Origin of the sequence: Arthrobacter sulfonylureivorans, from assembly GCF_022637435.1 — a bacterium.
Lineage (GTDB): Bacteria > Actinomycetota > Actinomycetes > Actinomycetales > Micrococcaceae > Crystallibacter > Crystallibacter sulfonylureivorans.
The window spans coordinates 3,884,196-3,896,770 of sequence record NZ_CP093326.1; the positions used below are offsets into that span (position 1 = coordinate 3,884,196).

Genomic DNA, 12,575 nt, shown 5'->3' on the forward strand with positions numbered 1-12,575 from the left:
AGCGGGGCCCCTCCGGAGCGAATTCCACGTCGGCCGGTCGGATCGGACCGTAGGCTCTGGAAGCCTGAATCCGGCAGTGGCAAGATGTCGTCATAGAAGAGGTGCAGGGCTCAGGGGAAGCCTTCATCCGAGGGGAATGATGCGCCGTGGCCACCAATCCGGAGCCCGCAGAAGGCAGCGTTCCATCGGCGCGCATTGTGGACTGGCTGCTGGCCGGCGACCCGTCCATCCGGTTCCAAACCTTGCGCGATCTCTGCGATGCACCGGACTTTGAAGTGGCCAAAGCGCAGGCCCAAATCGCGGGCAACGGTTGGGGAGCGCTGCTGCTCCAGGCGCAGGATCCGGACGGCAGTTGGGGCGGCGGGCTCTACAACCCCAAGTGGACGTCCACCATGTTCACCTTGCTGCTGCTGCACTGGCTCGGGCTGCCGCCCGGGCACCCGCAGGCAGTTTCCGGGTGCCTGCGGTTGCTGGACGGGGCTGAGTACTTCGACGGCGGGCTCAGCTTTGAGCGCCATCCGAAGCGGGCCGAGAACTGCGTCACTGCGATGACCGTGCTGGTCGGCTGCGAGCTGGGCCAGCGGCTCGACGGCGATTCCCGGATCGACGACGCCGTGACCTGGCTGCTTGCCGAGGAACTCGACGACGGCGGCTGGAACTGCGAGCCGCACACCTCGATGGGCAAGCATGCTTCCTTCCACACCACCATCAGCACGCTGGAGGCGCTGGCAGCGTACCGGCACAGCGGCGGCCCGCTTCCGGTAGCTGCAGCCGAAACCCGTGGCCGCGAATTCCTGCTGATGCATTCGCTCTACCGCTCGCACCGCACCGGCAGCGTCGCCCATCCGACGCTGGCCCAGTTCCGGTTCCCGCCGCAGTGGCACTTCGATATCCTGCGCGGGCTGGAGTACTTCCGAGCCGAGAACTGCCCCCAGGATGACCGGATGTCGATCGCCATCAAGGTGATCGCCTCCCACCAGCGCAGCCCGGGCAACTGGGGCGGCTACCGGCCGCATCCGGGCCGGATGTGGTTCCGCTGGACGCCCGAGGACATCAGCCGCTGGGCCACCCTCCGGTGCGCCCGAGTGCTGCGCTGGTGGGAGTCTGGCGGCAGCGCTGCCGGGGATTTCGGGACGCCGTCCGGAGTCGGGTAGACTATTCGTCGGCCCCTCATGCGGTGTCATCCTGTGAACTCCCCCAGGACCGGAAGGTAGCAAGGGTAAGCGGGCTCTGTCAGGTGCATGAGGGGTCTTTACTTAACCCCCGCCTGCTACCTATCCCCAGCCCCAGCGCCCCGGCGTGCAAGGGCCCAGTTTCAACCGATAGGGTTTCATCGTGAGTACAGCCCTTTACCGTCGCTACCGCCCGGACACATTCGCGGACGTTATCGGGCAGGAACACGTCACCGATCCGCTGATGGCGGCGCTGCAGAAGAACCGCGTCAACCACGCCTACCTGTTCTCGGGCCCGCGCGGCTGCGGCAAAACCACCTCCGCCCGCATTCTGGCCCGCTGCCTGAACTGCGCCGAAGGCCCCACCCCCACTCCGTGCGGCACGTGCGATTCCTGCGTTGAACTGGGCCGTGGAGGTCCCGGCAGCCTGGACGTCATCGAGATCGACGCCGCGTCTCACGGCGGTGTGGACGACGCCCGCGACCTGCGTGAACGAGCCACCTTCGCCCCGGTGCGCGACCGCTACAAGATCTTCATCATCGACGAGGCCCACATGGTCACGTCCGCAGGTTTCAACGCGCTGCTGAAGATCGTGGAAGAGCCGCCGGAGCACATCAAGTTCATCTTCGCCACCACGGAGCCGGACAAGGTCATCGGCACCATCCGCTCGCGCACCCACCACTACCCGTTCCGACTGGTCCCGCCGGAACCGCTGATGCAGTACCTGGAGCTCCTCTGCCGGCAGGAGAACGTGCCGGTGGCCCCGGGGGTCCTCTCGCTGGTGATCCGGGCCGGCGGCGGTTCCGTCCGCGACTCGCTGTCGGTGCTGGACCAGCTGATGGCCGGCGCCGGTCCCAGCGGCCTAGACTACGAACTGGCCGTCTCCCTGCTCGGCTACACCCATGCTTCGCTGCTGGACGACGTGGTCGACGCCTTTGCCGCGGCGGACGCGTCCACGGTGTTCAACGCGGTGGACCGCGTGGTGCAGACCGGCCACGACCCACGCCGCTTCGTCGAGGACCTGCTGGAGCGCTTCCGCGACCTGATCATTGTGCGGGCCATGCCGGAGAGCGCCCACGCCATCCTGCGCGGCGTCCCGGAGGACCAGATCGCCCGGATGCAGACCCAGGCCAACCAGCTGGGCGCCGCCGAACTATCCCGCGCCGCGGACATCACCAACCAGGCACTGACCGAGATGACCGGCGCCACCTCGCCTCGCCTGCATCTGGAACTGCTCTGCGCGCGGATCCTGCTGCCTTCCGCCGACCAGGGCGAACAGGGTGTGGCGGCCCGGGTGGACCGGATCGAGCGCCGGCTCAGCTACGGCGGAGCCCCGGTGTCCGCGCCCATCGACAACGGACAGGCGCCCGTTGCCCATGCTGCCGCTGAACCCCAGCTCTCCGGGCCGGCGGCTGCCCGCGCGGCGCTCCGCGGAGCCAACGCCAACAAGGAGCAAACCCAAACTTCGGCCGAATCGCCGCGCCAGGATGCCGAGCGCATCACTCCCCCGCGGGTGAGCACCGCCGATTGGCCGCGCGAGGACCAGCAGGCCGCTACGGCCGCAGCCAATGCCCGGCCCGCTGCTCAGCCTGCCCAACAGCACGACGGCGGGGCTCCCGCCACTTCCGCGGGTACGGCACCGGTGGCTTCGGGAACCTCCGGGACCGCGATTTCAGACGCCGCTGGTGTATCCAGTGCCGCTGCGTCTGCTGCTCCGGCAGCTGAAGCCCCGGCAGCCGCCACACCCGCTGGCTCAGGCGCGCCCGCCGGCCCCGCGGTGGCCGGCCCTACGGCGCCTGCAGAGCCCGGCCCCACCGTTCCGTCGTCCGTTTTCGGAAACCCGCGGGACGCCGGCCAGCAGGACGCCGGCGTAAGGGGAGCGGCTAACGCCGGCCGAGCACAAGAATCTGCCGCAAGTACGGCGACTGAGACGTCGGCCGACTGGGGCGGCTCCTGGGGTGCCATGCCGGAACCGGCCCCCGCACCGGAGAAGCCCGCCACCCCGGCGCGCGCTCAGGCGCCCGTGAACGCAGCAGCCGCACCGGCGGCCCAGCAATCTGGGGCTCCCCGTACCGCCGAAGCGCCCGGCCAGCGGCAGCCGCAAGCCCAGGGACACTCCCCGGCTCAACAGCCCGCACCACAGCGTCCGGCCCAGGAAGCACCGGCCGCCCAGCAGCAGCCGTCCCGTCCGGAGCCAGCCGCAGCACCGTCGGCCGCCCAGCAGCAGCCGTCACGTCCGGAACCGGCCGCAGCACAGCCTTCGCGGCAGGACCAAGTTGCTCCGCAGACATCCGCTCCGCGGCAGGACCAAAGTGCCCCGCAGGCATCCGGCCAGATTGAGATGATCCGCCGTGCCTGGCCGGAGATCCTGAGCACCCTCAGCGGCATCCGCAAGGTGACGTGGATGAATGTCAGCGCCAATGCCTCTCCGCTGAGTCTCGACGGCACAGCGCTAACCCTCGGTTTCAAGAACCAAGGTTCCGCGACTAACTTCGGCAACGGCGACCACGCGGAGAACCTGCGGCAGGCCATCCAGCAGGTGCTCGGCATGGACCTGCGGATCCTGACCGTCGAAGACGCTTCGGTGACAGCGGGTGAGTCCGGCCCAAAAGTACCAACTAGCCGGCAGCAGCCGGCAGACGGTGGGTGGTCCGCCAACACCGCCACTGTAAACGCGCCCGCGCCCGTCCCGGAGCCCATGGCGCACAGCACTCCGCCGAATCCTGCACCGGCCTCCGCGCCGCCAGTTCCACCGGCCGGCCTCGCGCCCACCCCCGATTCGGCGCCTTCCAGGTCCTCGGCCGCATCGAGTATGTCTGCTGTTTCGGCACCGTCGGTAGTCTCGGCAACCTCCGGCTTCTCGGCACCGTCCGGCGTCTCAAGTCCATCCGCAGGATCGGGGATGACGGCTCCGTCGCCGATGTCCGCTTCCTCGACTGGATCCGCACCATCCGCCGCATCCGCTGCTTCGGCGGCTTCCGGCCACTCGGCCCCCGGCGGCATGTCCGGGCCACCGGCCGCGACCGCGGCCACCGGCATGTCCGCAGCCTCCGGCTTCTCCGCGGCATCGGGGGCGTCAGCACCCAGCGGCATGTCCGGGACCACTGCGGCCTCTGCGCCGTCGGCCGATTCACCGAGCAGCGCTTCCGGCAACGGCCAGCGTCCCGCAGCCCTGCCCGGGGAGAAGCCGGTGTTTGCCCAGCTGGCCGAGCGGATGTCTTCGGCGTCCTCCGCTGCTGCCGCCGGGGCCCCCGGTGCAATCGCCGTGAAGCCGGCCGCGGATCATGCCGCAACGGGAACTGAAGCCCCCTCTCCCAACGGAGCCGGCCAGCCCAACGTGCAGTCCCCGGGTGCACAGATTCCAGGCCGGAGCGACCCGACACCGTCGGCCCCGGCCTCGCCCTACGACGACGTCCCCTACGCCAACGACGAACCGCCCGCCGAGGAATGGGAGACAACGCCGGACCGGCAGGTGCCCGGCCAGAAGCGCAGCCGCTACCAGCAGCTGCTGGACCAGGCGAAGGCCACGCAGGCAACGGCAACCCCGGCAACACCGTCCCCGTCCGGCCGTGACCTAAACTTGAAATACGTCGAGGACATCCCCAGCGACGACGACGAGTCGATCGAAGACTCCGGACTGGTAGGCCGCGCAGCCATCGAACGGTTGCTCGGCGGACGCCTGATTGAAGAACGAAGCCACGACGGTTCCTGACCGCACGCGGAGAATGAAGGTTCAGTGTACGAAGGTGCTGTCCAGGAGCTGATCGACGAGCTCGGCCGCTTGCCTGGAATCGGCCCGAAGTCGGCCCAGCGCATCGCGTTCCATATTTTGGACGCCGATCCGGCCGACATGAAGCGGCTCGTTGATGCGGTGACCAACGTCAAGGAGCGGGTGAAGTTCTGCTCCATCTGCGGGAATGTCTCCGAACAGGACACCTGCAACATCTGCCGCGACCCGCGCCGGGATCCGACGGCCATCTGTGTGGTGGAAGAGTCCAAGGACGTCATCGCCATCGAGCGGACCCGTTCCTTCAGGGGCCGCTACCACGTGCTCGGCGGCGCGATTAACCCGATCGGCGGCGTCGGCCCGGAGCAGCTTCGCATCAAGGAACTGCTGAACCGGCTCTCGGACAAGCAGATCGAAGAAATCATTATCGCCACCGACCCCAACCTGGAAGGCGAAGCCACCGCCACCTATTTGGCGCGCATGCTCAAGGCCATTGGCATCCCCGTGAGCCGACTGGCCTCCGGACTGCCCGTGGGCGGGGACTTGGAGTACGCGGACGAAGTCACCCTAGGCCGCGCGTTCGAAGGCCGCCGCATCCTGACCTAATGCCACGGGTCCTCGGCACTGATCTGGTTCGGCGCCGGGGCTCAACGAGTCTCGCCGGCCAAGAACTTGATGATGGCCTCCGTGACGGCGGTCGGTGCATCCTGGGTCACGAGATGTCCGGCTTCTTGGATGACGTGCTCGGCCACGTTCTCGGCTGCTGCCCACGCTGGCATCGCCGTGGCGATATTGCCGGTCTTGTCCTCCGCGCCGCGTATTAAGAGCAAGGGAATAGGCGTACGGTATCCGGCATCGGGGGCGACGAACTGCACGGTTGCCCGCCACACGTCGATGAACCCGCGTTTGGTGACCTGCGCGAACGCGCGTACCGCATCGGCTCTCCCGGCGTCGGTCACGGCTGATGCCTTCGCCATGACCTTCGGCAGAGACCGAGCCGGAACAAGCGCGAGCGCGGGGCCCGCCAGCCGCAGCAGGAACCGTTCGCTGGACGTGAGCGGCCCGGCGTTCCAGGTGGAGTCCAGCACGATCAGACCCGCATACTTGCCGGGACTCCTCCGGACCAGTTCCTGCGCGATATTGCCGCCGAGCGAGTGGCCCGCCAGTACGGGGAGCTCAAGTCCCAGCTCGGCGATGAGCGCTTCCACGTCCTGAACCAACAGCTCCGCGGTCAGCCGCATCGTATTGGGTTGAGACTGCCCCTGCCCGCGCAGGTCAAGCAAGACCACCCGCTGTCCACGCTCAGCGAGCGCGGCTGCCTGCGCCTCGAACATGACGTGGTCGGCGCCGGCGCCATGAAGGAAAACAACCGCGGGTTCAATGCCGGGGATGTCCGTGTAGCGAAGTGTCACTCCAGACAGTTCGAGCTTGCCGCGCAGATTCACCATGTGGTGAATGTAGCAAGGCCTGGCCACGGCCGATTGGTCTCCACGCAGGCGCAAGCGCCTTTGGTCGACCACCGAGGGGATGCCCGGTCACTGCCAGGCCTCCACGCAGGCGCAAGCGCCTTTGGTCGACCACCGAGGGATACCCGGTCTCCACGCAGGCGCAAGCGCCTTTGGTCGACCACCGGGGATCGCGCCTTTGGTCGACCACCGGGTCTTTAGACAATATGAACGGGACGGGTGATTGGCTCGCTGTCGGCCCGGATGGCCATTATCGCCGGTCGGCCGCGTAGCGCCGGCTTGGCAGCGTCCGTCCAGTACAGCAGCAGGCGGCGCCCCCGCGGCCTGCTGCCCGGCGGTCGGTGATGTCCTGTATCCGGACGGACAGCAGGTATGTCCGTTCGCTGGAACCGGGGCCTTCCTTGTCACAGGTCCGCGGGTTGCCATCGGCTATCCCCTTTGCCCGAGGGGCTGCCGGGGGTGCAATGGTAGTGCCGCATGTGAAGCTTGGGAGGTCCCGGCTATGTTCGAGCATACTTTCATCGGTCTTGACGTTCACGCCGTCGACGTCGTTGGCTGCGCCCTCAACCCGGAAACCGGGGAACTCGTCCGGAAGACGCTGCCGCCTGACCCGGCGGTGGTCCTTCAATGGGTGCGGCGTTTTAAACCGCCAGTCAAGGCAGTGTACGAATCAGGGCCGACCGGCTATGTCCTGGCTCGGTTCCTGCAAGAAGCAGGCATCGATTGCGTGGTCGCGGCATCGTCCAAGCTTCTGCGAGCCCCGGGCGACCATGTGAAAACCGATCGCCGGGATGCACGCGTTTTGGCCGAGATGCTGGCCGTCGGCAGTGTCACCGAAGTCCGCATACCCGATGCCGAGACCGAAGCTCTCCGCGATCTCTCCCGACTGCGTGCGGCAGCGGCCAAGGACCTTGCCCACGCCCGCCAACACGTCAACGCCTTCCTGCTCCGCCATGGCATCCGCTACCCCAAAGACACCAAGTGGACCCTGGAGCATCATGCCTGGCTGCACCGACAGCGCTTTACCGACCCCGTTGATCAGTTCACCTACGACGCCGACCTGGAACAGGCCGAACTGCTCGCCGTTCATCTCAAACGCATCGATAAGCAGCTCATGGCCACGGCGTCACGCTGCAGGTATGCCCCCGTCATCAACGCGTTGATGTGTCTTCGCGGCATCCAGGTAACCACCGCGTTCGGCCTCGCGGTCGAGATCGGTGACTGGACCCGTTTCACCGGATCCTCCATCGGCTCCTACCTGGGCCTTGTTCCCAGCGAACAGTCTTCCGGCCAGTCCCGAAGTCAGGGCCCGATCACTAAAGCCGGCAGCACCTATGCCCGTAAACTCCTGATCGAAGCCGCCTGGCATCACCGCCGACCGTTCTCCCGCCCCGGCCTCAGGATGCTGCACCAACTGGATCTGGTCGACCCGGCAACCCGGATCCGCGCGCTGGAAGGGAACCACCGGCTGCACCGCAAATGGGAGCATTTCGATGCCCGGAAGAAGAAGTCCGTCAAAGCCAACACCGCGATTGCCCGCGAACTCGCAGGCTGGTGCTGGTCGCTGGCAGTCCCGCTCCAACTAGGAGAACCCATGAACGCGGCCTGACCCCCCCCAACAACGTGCCCACCGGCCGACCGCGGCAGCGACGTGGCAAGCACGCGGAGCCAACCGGAGACGCGACTATGAGCAGGCGCCTGACACGCTCCGACGCTCGATTTTAGACACCCGAACGCTCCGGCCGAATAATCGTCATGCGGTACCCAACCCGCGAATATCAGTCTGACCATGCCAGTCGAAAATGACTCGCCCCGCTGCCGTCGATCAACCGTATTGGGCACAAAAGTGAGCGGCCCCGGAACCGAACACCCGGGAGCCGCTCACCTACGACTCTTGACAGCCAAACCTACATATCAGTCGGCCGGGTTCGGGGTGTGGTCGATGGGGCCGAGTTCGTAGACGGCGCCGGGCTCGGGCGCTCCCGCGACGGTCTCCACTTCGATGCCTCGCTCGGCCAGCTCGCCGGTCATCCGGGCCGTGGCCTCGGTGAGGTGCTCGGCGATGGCGGCCGCCGCAGCCTCTGCGTTGCCGGATTTCAACGCCGCCATTATGGCCTGGTGGGAGGGCGTCACGTCCCGGCGGACCACATAGCCCTGCTTGCTGCTGAAACTCGCCAACCGGGTTTCCACCACCAACGTGGACATGTACCGGGTCAGCCGGGTGTTGCCGGCGGCCTCCACCAAGGCGAAGTGGAAGTCCAGGTCGGCGTCGCCGATAGTCCGGGCGTCCGTTCCCTTGACCGCCTCGGTTAAGTGGTCGAAGGCCGCCGTCACCTTGGCGAGGGCACCGGCGTCGTTGTGTCGAATGAGGATCCGGGCAGCGTGCGTCTCCACGGCAATGCGCGCTTCAAACAGGTCGGGAAGGCGGTCCTCGGAAACGGTCGCGACCCGCAGGCCCTGCCCCGGGATGGCGGTCAGCAGGCCTTCCTGGACCAAACGTTGCGCGGCCTCGCGCAGCGGGCTGCGGCTGACGCCGAGCTGGCGGGAGATCTCCACCTCGCGCAAGGGGGAACCGACGGGAAGACCGCCGGAGTAGATGGCGTTCCGCAGCTCGGTGGCGATCAGGTCCACCGTGGACGGACGGTGCACTCGCAGGAAAGCCGGCGCGCCGGCCGGTGCGGAGTTGTGCGGCATCTGGATCCTTTTTTCTTCCGGCACTTCGAACACAGGCGTTCGCCGCGTGAACGTTCGGTTCGGCCTCTGCAGCCCGTTCCGTAGCCAAATTGTAACCGCAGCGGCCGAGGCCCCTGCAGCCCTTGTAAACACTGGGTTATGTCGGATTGTCGACAAACATACACTCTGACTCTCTAATTGTATGTTGACCAGAAGTTCATTACCGTTGTCAACAGTCACTACCGAATTCGGGTCGGGTCGGCTGGGTTGCGCTGCATAGGCGCGGGCTGGGTGGTTCGCCCCATTACACGACCGAAAGAGGAATTGATGAACGCGCGACTGACGAAGTCACGGACCGCTTTGGCGGGCGCCAGCATCCTGGGCATGCTGCTGCTGGCGGGATGCGGCGACGGCCAAATCGACTCTGCCGAGGGCGGCGAAGCTGCCGCAACAGGAAACACGTTGGCGAAGATCCAGGATGAAGGCACCGTGACAGTCGGCATTGCCGGCGAAGCCCCCTACTCCTTCCAGGAAGGCGGGGAGCCCACCGGCGGCACCATCGCCATGCACAAGGAAATTTTCAAGAACCTGGGCGTGGAGAACGTCGAAGCGAAGCTGGTGGACTGGGACGCCCTGATTCCCGGGCTGAAAGCGGGGCGGTTCGATCTGGTCAGCGCAGGCATGTCCATCCTGCCCGAGCGCTGCGAACAGGCCGCCTTCAGCGATCCGGAAATCATGTACACCACCGCACTGATGGTCAAGGAGGGCAACCCCAAGGGCCTGACCGACATGGATTCTGTAGCGAAGGCCGATGACGTCAAGCTGGCCGTGCTCTCCGGCGGCATCGAAGCCGGTTACGCCGATAAGCTCGGCATCGACAACGTGCAGTCGGTGGGCAACGCCCAGGACGGCATGGACACCGTGGCAGCCGGCCGCGCCGATGCATTCGCGATGACCGCGATCTCGCTGAACTGGCTTGCCGATAACAATCCGAAGGCCGGAGTTGAGGTAACCGACGCGTTCGTCGCCACCATCGACGGCCAGGAGCAGATCGGCGCCGGCGGCACCGTGTTCCGCAAGGGCGACACCAAACTGATCGAGGCCTACAACCAGGAGTTGGGCAAGATCACCGAGAGCCCGGAAACCTACGTGGACGTACTGGGTGATTTCGGCTTCACCGAGGAGAACCTGCCGCCGAAGGACCTGACCACCGAGCAGCTCTGCTCCGGAGCAGCGGGCTAGTCCATCCCCATGGAGGAAAATTTTGCAGCGCTGGCTGAGGCGGCGCCGAGGATCTGGGAAGGCTTGGGCATCACGCTCCTCCTGACCCTCGGCGGCGCCCTGCTGGCGATCGTCATTGCGGTGGTCCTGGGACTGGGTGCCCGCCTGAACAACGTGTTCTTGCGCGGCCTCTGCCGGGTCTTCATCGAGTTCTTCCGCGGCACTTCGCTGGTGGTGCAGCTGTTCTTCTTCTTCTTTGTGCTGCCGCAGCTAGGCGTGGATCTTCCGGCCCTGGTCTGCGGCATCCTGGGACTGGGGCTGAACTACGGCGCCTACTGCGCTGAAGTGGTGCGCGGTTCCATCAACTCCGTGCCTACCGGTCAGTGGGAGGCGACAACGGCGCTCAGCCTGTCCAAGGCACAGCGGATGCGCCGGATCATCTTCCCGCAGGCCTGGGCGCTGATGATCCCGTCGTTGACCAATTACCTGATCCACATGCTCAAGGGCACGGCGATCGTCAGCTTCATAACGCTGGCAGATCTGACCTACCACACCGAGCAGTTGCGCAAGGACACCGACACCTTCTTCGCCTACGGCGTCAGCCTGGTCATCTACTTTGTGCTGGCCTACGTCCTGACGTTGATGATGAACGGCCTTGAGGTCCAGGCCAAGCACAAGTTGGGCCGCGGTGAATCGCTGCGCGAAACCCTGAGCTTGAAGACGCCGGACACCCCCGTTGCGGCGCAAGGAGGTAAGGGCTGATGAACGAATTATGGGATTGGGACGCCGCTTGGGCTGTCCTCCCGGAGCTCTTGCTGGCCTTTCTTCAAGTGACGCTGCTGGTAACGGTTGTCAGTACCGCGATTGCGGCCGTGCTGGGGCTGGTCATCTCGATCCTGCGGATGTCGGTACCCAAGCCGGTTGCGGTGGTCATCAACTTCATCGTCGACTTCATCCGCATGACGCCGATCGTGGTGCAGCTGCTGTTCGCCTACTGGACGTTCCTGAGCGTTGATGCGATCGTCATCGGCATTGCGGTCTTCGGCATCCACTACTCCACCTACATGGCGGAGGTTTACCGGGCCGGCATCGAGTCCGTGCCGAAGGGCCAGTGGGAGGCCACCAAGGCGCTGTCCATGTCCAAGTCCCGGACCTGGATTGCCGTGGTCATTCCGCAGGCGCTGCGTGCCACCGTTCCGGCGCTGGGCAACTACGCCATCTCGATGTTCAAGGACACGCCGTTCCTGCTGTCCATCGGCGTGGTGGAAATGGTCCGCGCGGGCCTGACCTTCGGCGGCAACCACTTCAGATATATGGAGGCCATTACCCTGGCCGGCGTGATCTTCCTGCTGGCCAGCTACCCGACCTCCCTGCTCATCTCCAGATTGGAAAAGCGCCTTGCCTACAATTACTGATCCCGAAACCGCGCCCGTCCCCGGCCCCGCCGCCAGCGTTCCCGCCATCAAGTTCGAGAATGTGGAGAAGCGGTTCGGCGACAATGTGGTCCTGAAGGACCTCAACTTCGAGGTCGCCAAGGGGGACCGCGTCACGCTGATCGGCCCCAGCGGCTCCGGCAAGACCACCATCCTGCGCCTGGTGATGACACTGGAGGAGCTTAGCGGTGGCTACATCTACGTCGACGGTGAGCCGCTCACCCACGAGGTGCGCAACGGCAAGCGGGTTGAGCTCGGCGAAAAGGCGCAGAAGCAGATCCGCAAGCGGATCGGCATGGTGTTCCAGCAGTTCAATCTGTTCCCCAACATGAGCGTGCTGGAGAACATCATTGAAGCGCCCGTGCACGTGCTGGGCCAGTCCAAGGAGCAGGCCACCGCCCGCGCTATGGAGCTGCTGGAGAGCGTGGGTCTGCCGGATAAGGCCGACGCCCACCCGCTGGAGCTCTCCGGCGGCCAGCAGCAGCGTGTGGCGATTGCCCGCGCGCTGGCCATGGATCCCGAGATCCTGCTGCTGGACGAAGTCACCTCCGCGCTGGACCCGGAGATTGTGGGCGAAGTGCTGGGGATCCTGCGGCACATCGCCGACACCACGGACATCACCATGCTCATCGTCACCCACGAGATGCAGTTCGCCCGCGACGTGTCCAACCGCGTGATGATGTTCGACGGCGGCAAGGTGGTTGAAGAGGCCACGCCCGAGGTCATGTTCACCAACCCGCAGCACGAACGGACGCAGTCGTTCCTGCAGGCCGTGCTCGGCAACGGGGAAGACCAGACCGGCACCCGCTAAGCCGCCCAGTCGGAACGACGTTCCCTGATCGACTGCGCAGATACTGCCCCTTTTGAGAGCTGAAATGGGCCG

10 protein-coding genes and 1 other RNA gene are annotated in these 12,575 nt (G+C 66.0%); 9 read left to right on the forward strand and 2 right to left on the reverse strand.

Annotated features, from left to right (window positions below):
* Positions 1-146: 146 nt before the first annotated feature.
* The 4 genes from MNQ99_RS17860 (at position 147) to recR (ending at position 5,505) form a co-directional block, all read left to right on the forward strand.
* Complete coding sequence (locus MNQ99_RS17860) at positions 147-1,154, forward strand: prenyltransferase/squalene oxidase repeat-containing protein (protein ID WP_241913932.1); 1,008 nt, start codon at positions 147-149, stop codon at positions 1,152-1,154.
* Between the two features lie 7 nt (positions 1,155-1,161).
* Positions 1,162-1,257: signal recognition particle sRNA small type (gene ffs / locus MNQ99_RS17865), an RNA gene on the forward strand.
* Between the two features lie 78 nt (positions 1,258-1,335).
* On the forward strand, positions 1,336-4,884 hold the full coding sequence (locus MNQ99_RS17870) for a DNA polymerase III subunit gamma and tau (RefSeq protein WP_241913933.1): 3,549 nt from the start codon (positions 1,336-1,338) through the stop codon (positions 4,882-4,884).
* A 24-nt stretch (positions 4,885-4,908) separates the two neighbouring features.
* Positions 4,909-5,505 (forward strand): recombination mediator RecR, encoded by a 597-nt coding sequence (gene recR, locus MNQ99_RS17875; protein ID WP_127514123.1) that lies wholly within the window; start codon positions 4,909-4,911, stop codon positions 5,503-5,505.
* Between the two features lie 41 nt (positions 5,506-5,546).
* On the opposite strand, the gene MNQ99_RS17880 is transcribed toward recR, so the two are convergent.
* Positions 5,547-6,347, reverse strand: a complete 801-nt coding sequence (locus tag MNQ99_RS17880; protein WP_241913934.1) for an alpha/beta fold hydrolase — start codon at positions 6,345-6,347, stop codon at positions 5,547-5,549.
* Positions 6,348-6,867: 520 nt separating this feature from the next.
* Between MNQ99_RS17880 and MNQ99_RS17885 the strand changes: the two genes are divergently transcribed.
* Positions 6,868-7,974, forward strand: coding sequence for an IS110 family RNA-guided transposase (locus MNQ99_RS17885; protein ID WP_241913935.1), 1,107 nt, complete (start codon positions 6,868-6,870; stop codon positions 7,972-7,974).
* Between the two features lie 305 nt (positions 7,975-8,279).
* On the opposite strand, the gene MNQ99_RS17890 is transcribed toward MNQ99_RS17885, so the two are convergent.
* On the reverse strand, positions 8,280-9,059 hold the full coding sequence (locus MNQ99_RS17890) for a GntR family transcriptional regulator (RefSeq protein ID WP_241913936.1): 780 nt from the start codon (positions 9,057-9,059) through the stop codon (positions 8,280-8,282).
* A 306-nt stretch (positions 9,060-9,365) separates the two neighbouring features.
* Between MNQ99_RS17890 and ehuB the strand changes: the two genes are divergently transcribed.
* From ehuB to ehuA, 4 genes are read left to right on the forward strand one after another with little or no spacing between them, the layout of a single operon-like run.
* Positions 9,366-10,280, forward strand: coding sequence for an ectoine/hydroxyectoine ABC transporter substrate-binding protein EhuB (gene ehuB / locus MNQ99_RS17895; RefSeq protein WP_241913937.1), 915 nt, complete (start codon positions 9,366-9,368; stop codon positions 10,278-10,280).
* Positions 10,281-10,289: 9 nt separating this feature from the next.
* A complete protein-coding gene (ehuC, locus tag MNQ99_RS17900) occupies positions 10,290-11,021 on the forward strand; it encodes an ectoine/hydroxyectoine ABC transporter permease subunit EhuC (RefSeq protein ID WP_241913938.1) in 732 nt (243 codons plus the stop codon).
* Positions 11,021-11,674 carry an ectoine/hydroxyectoine ABC transporter permease subunit EhuD gene (gene ehuD, locus MNQ99_RS17905; RefSeq protein ID WP_241913939.1) on the forward strand — a complete coding sequence of 218 codons (654 nt, stop codon included), beginning with the start codon at positions 11,021-11,023 and terminating at the stop codon, positions 11,672-11,674. The genes ehuC and ehuD overlap by 1 nt, the downstream gene beginning before the upstream one ends.
* Entirely contained in the window at positions 11,658-12,503 is an 846-nt protein-coding gene (ehuA, locus tag MNQ99_RS17910; protein WP_277883568.1) for an ectoine/hydroxyectoine ABC transporter ATP-binding protein EhuA, read from the forward strand. The genes ehuD and ehuA overlap by 17 nt, the downstream gene beginning before the upstream one ends.
* Positions 12,504-12,575 lie beyond the last annotated feature (72 nt).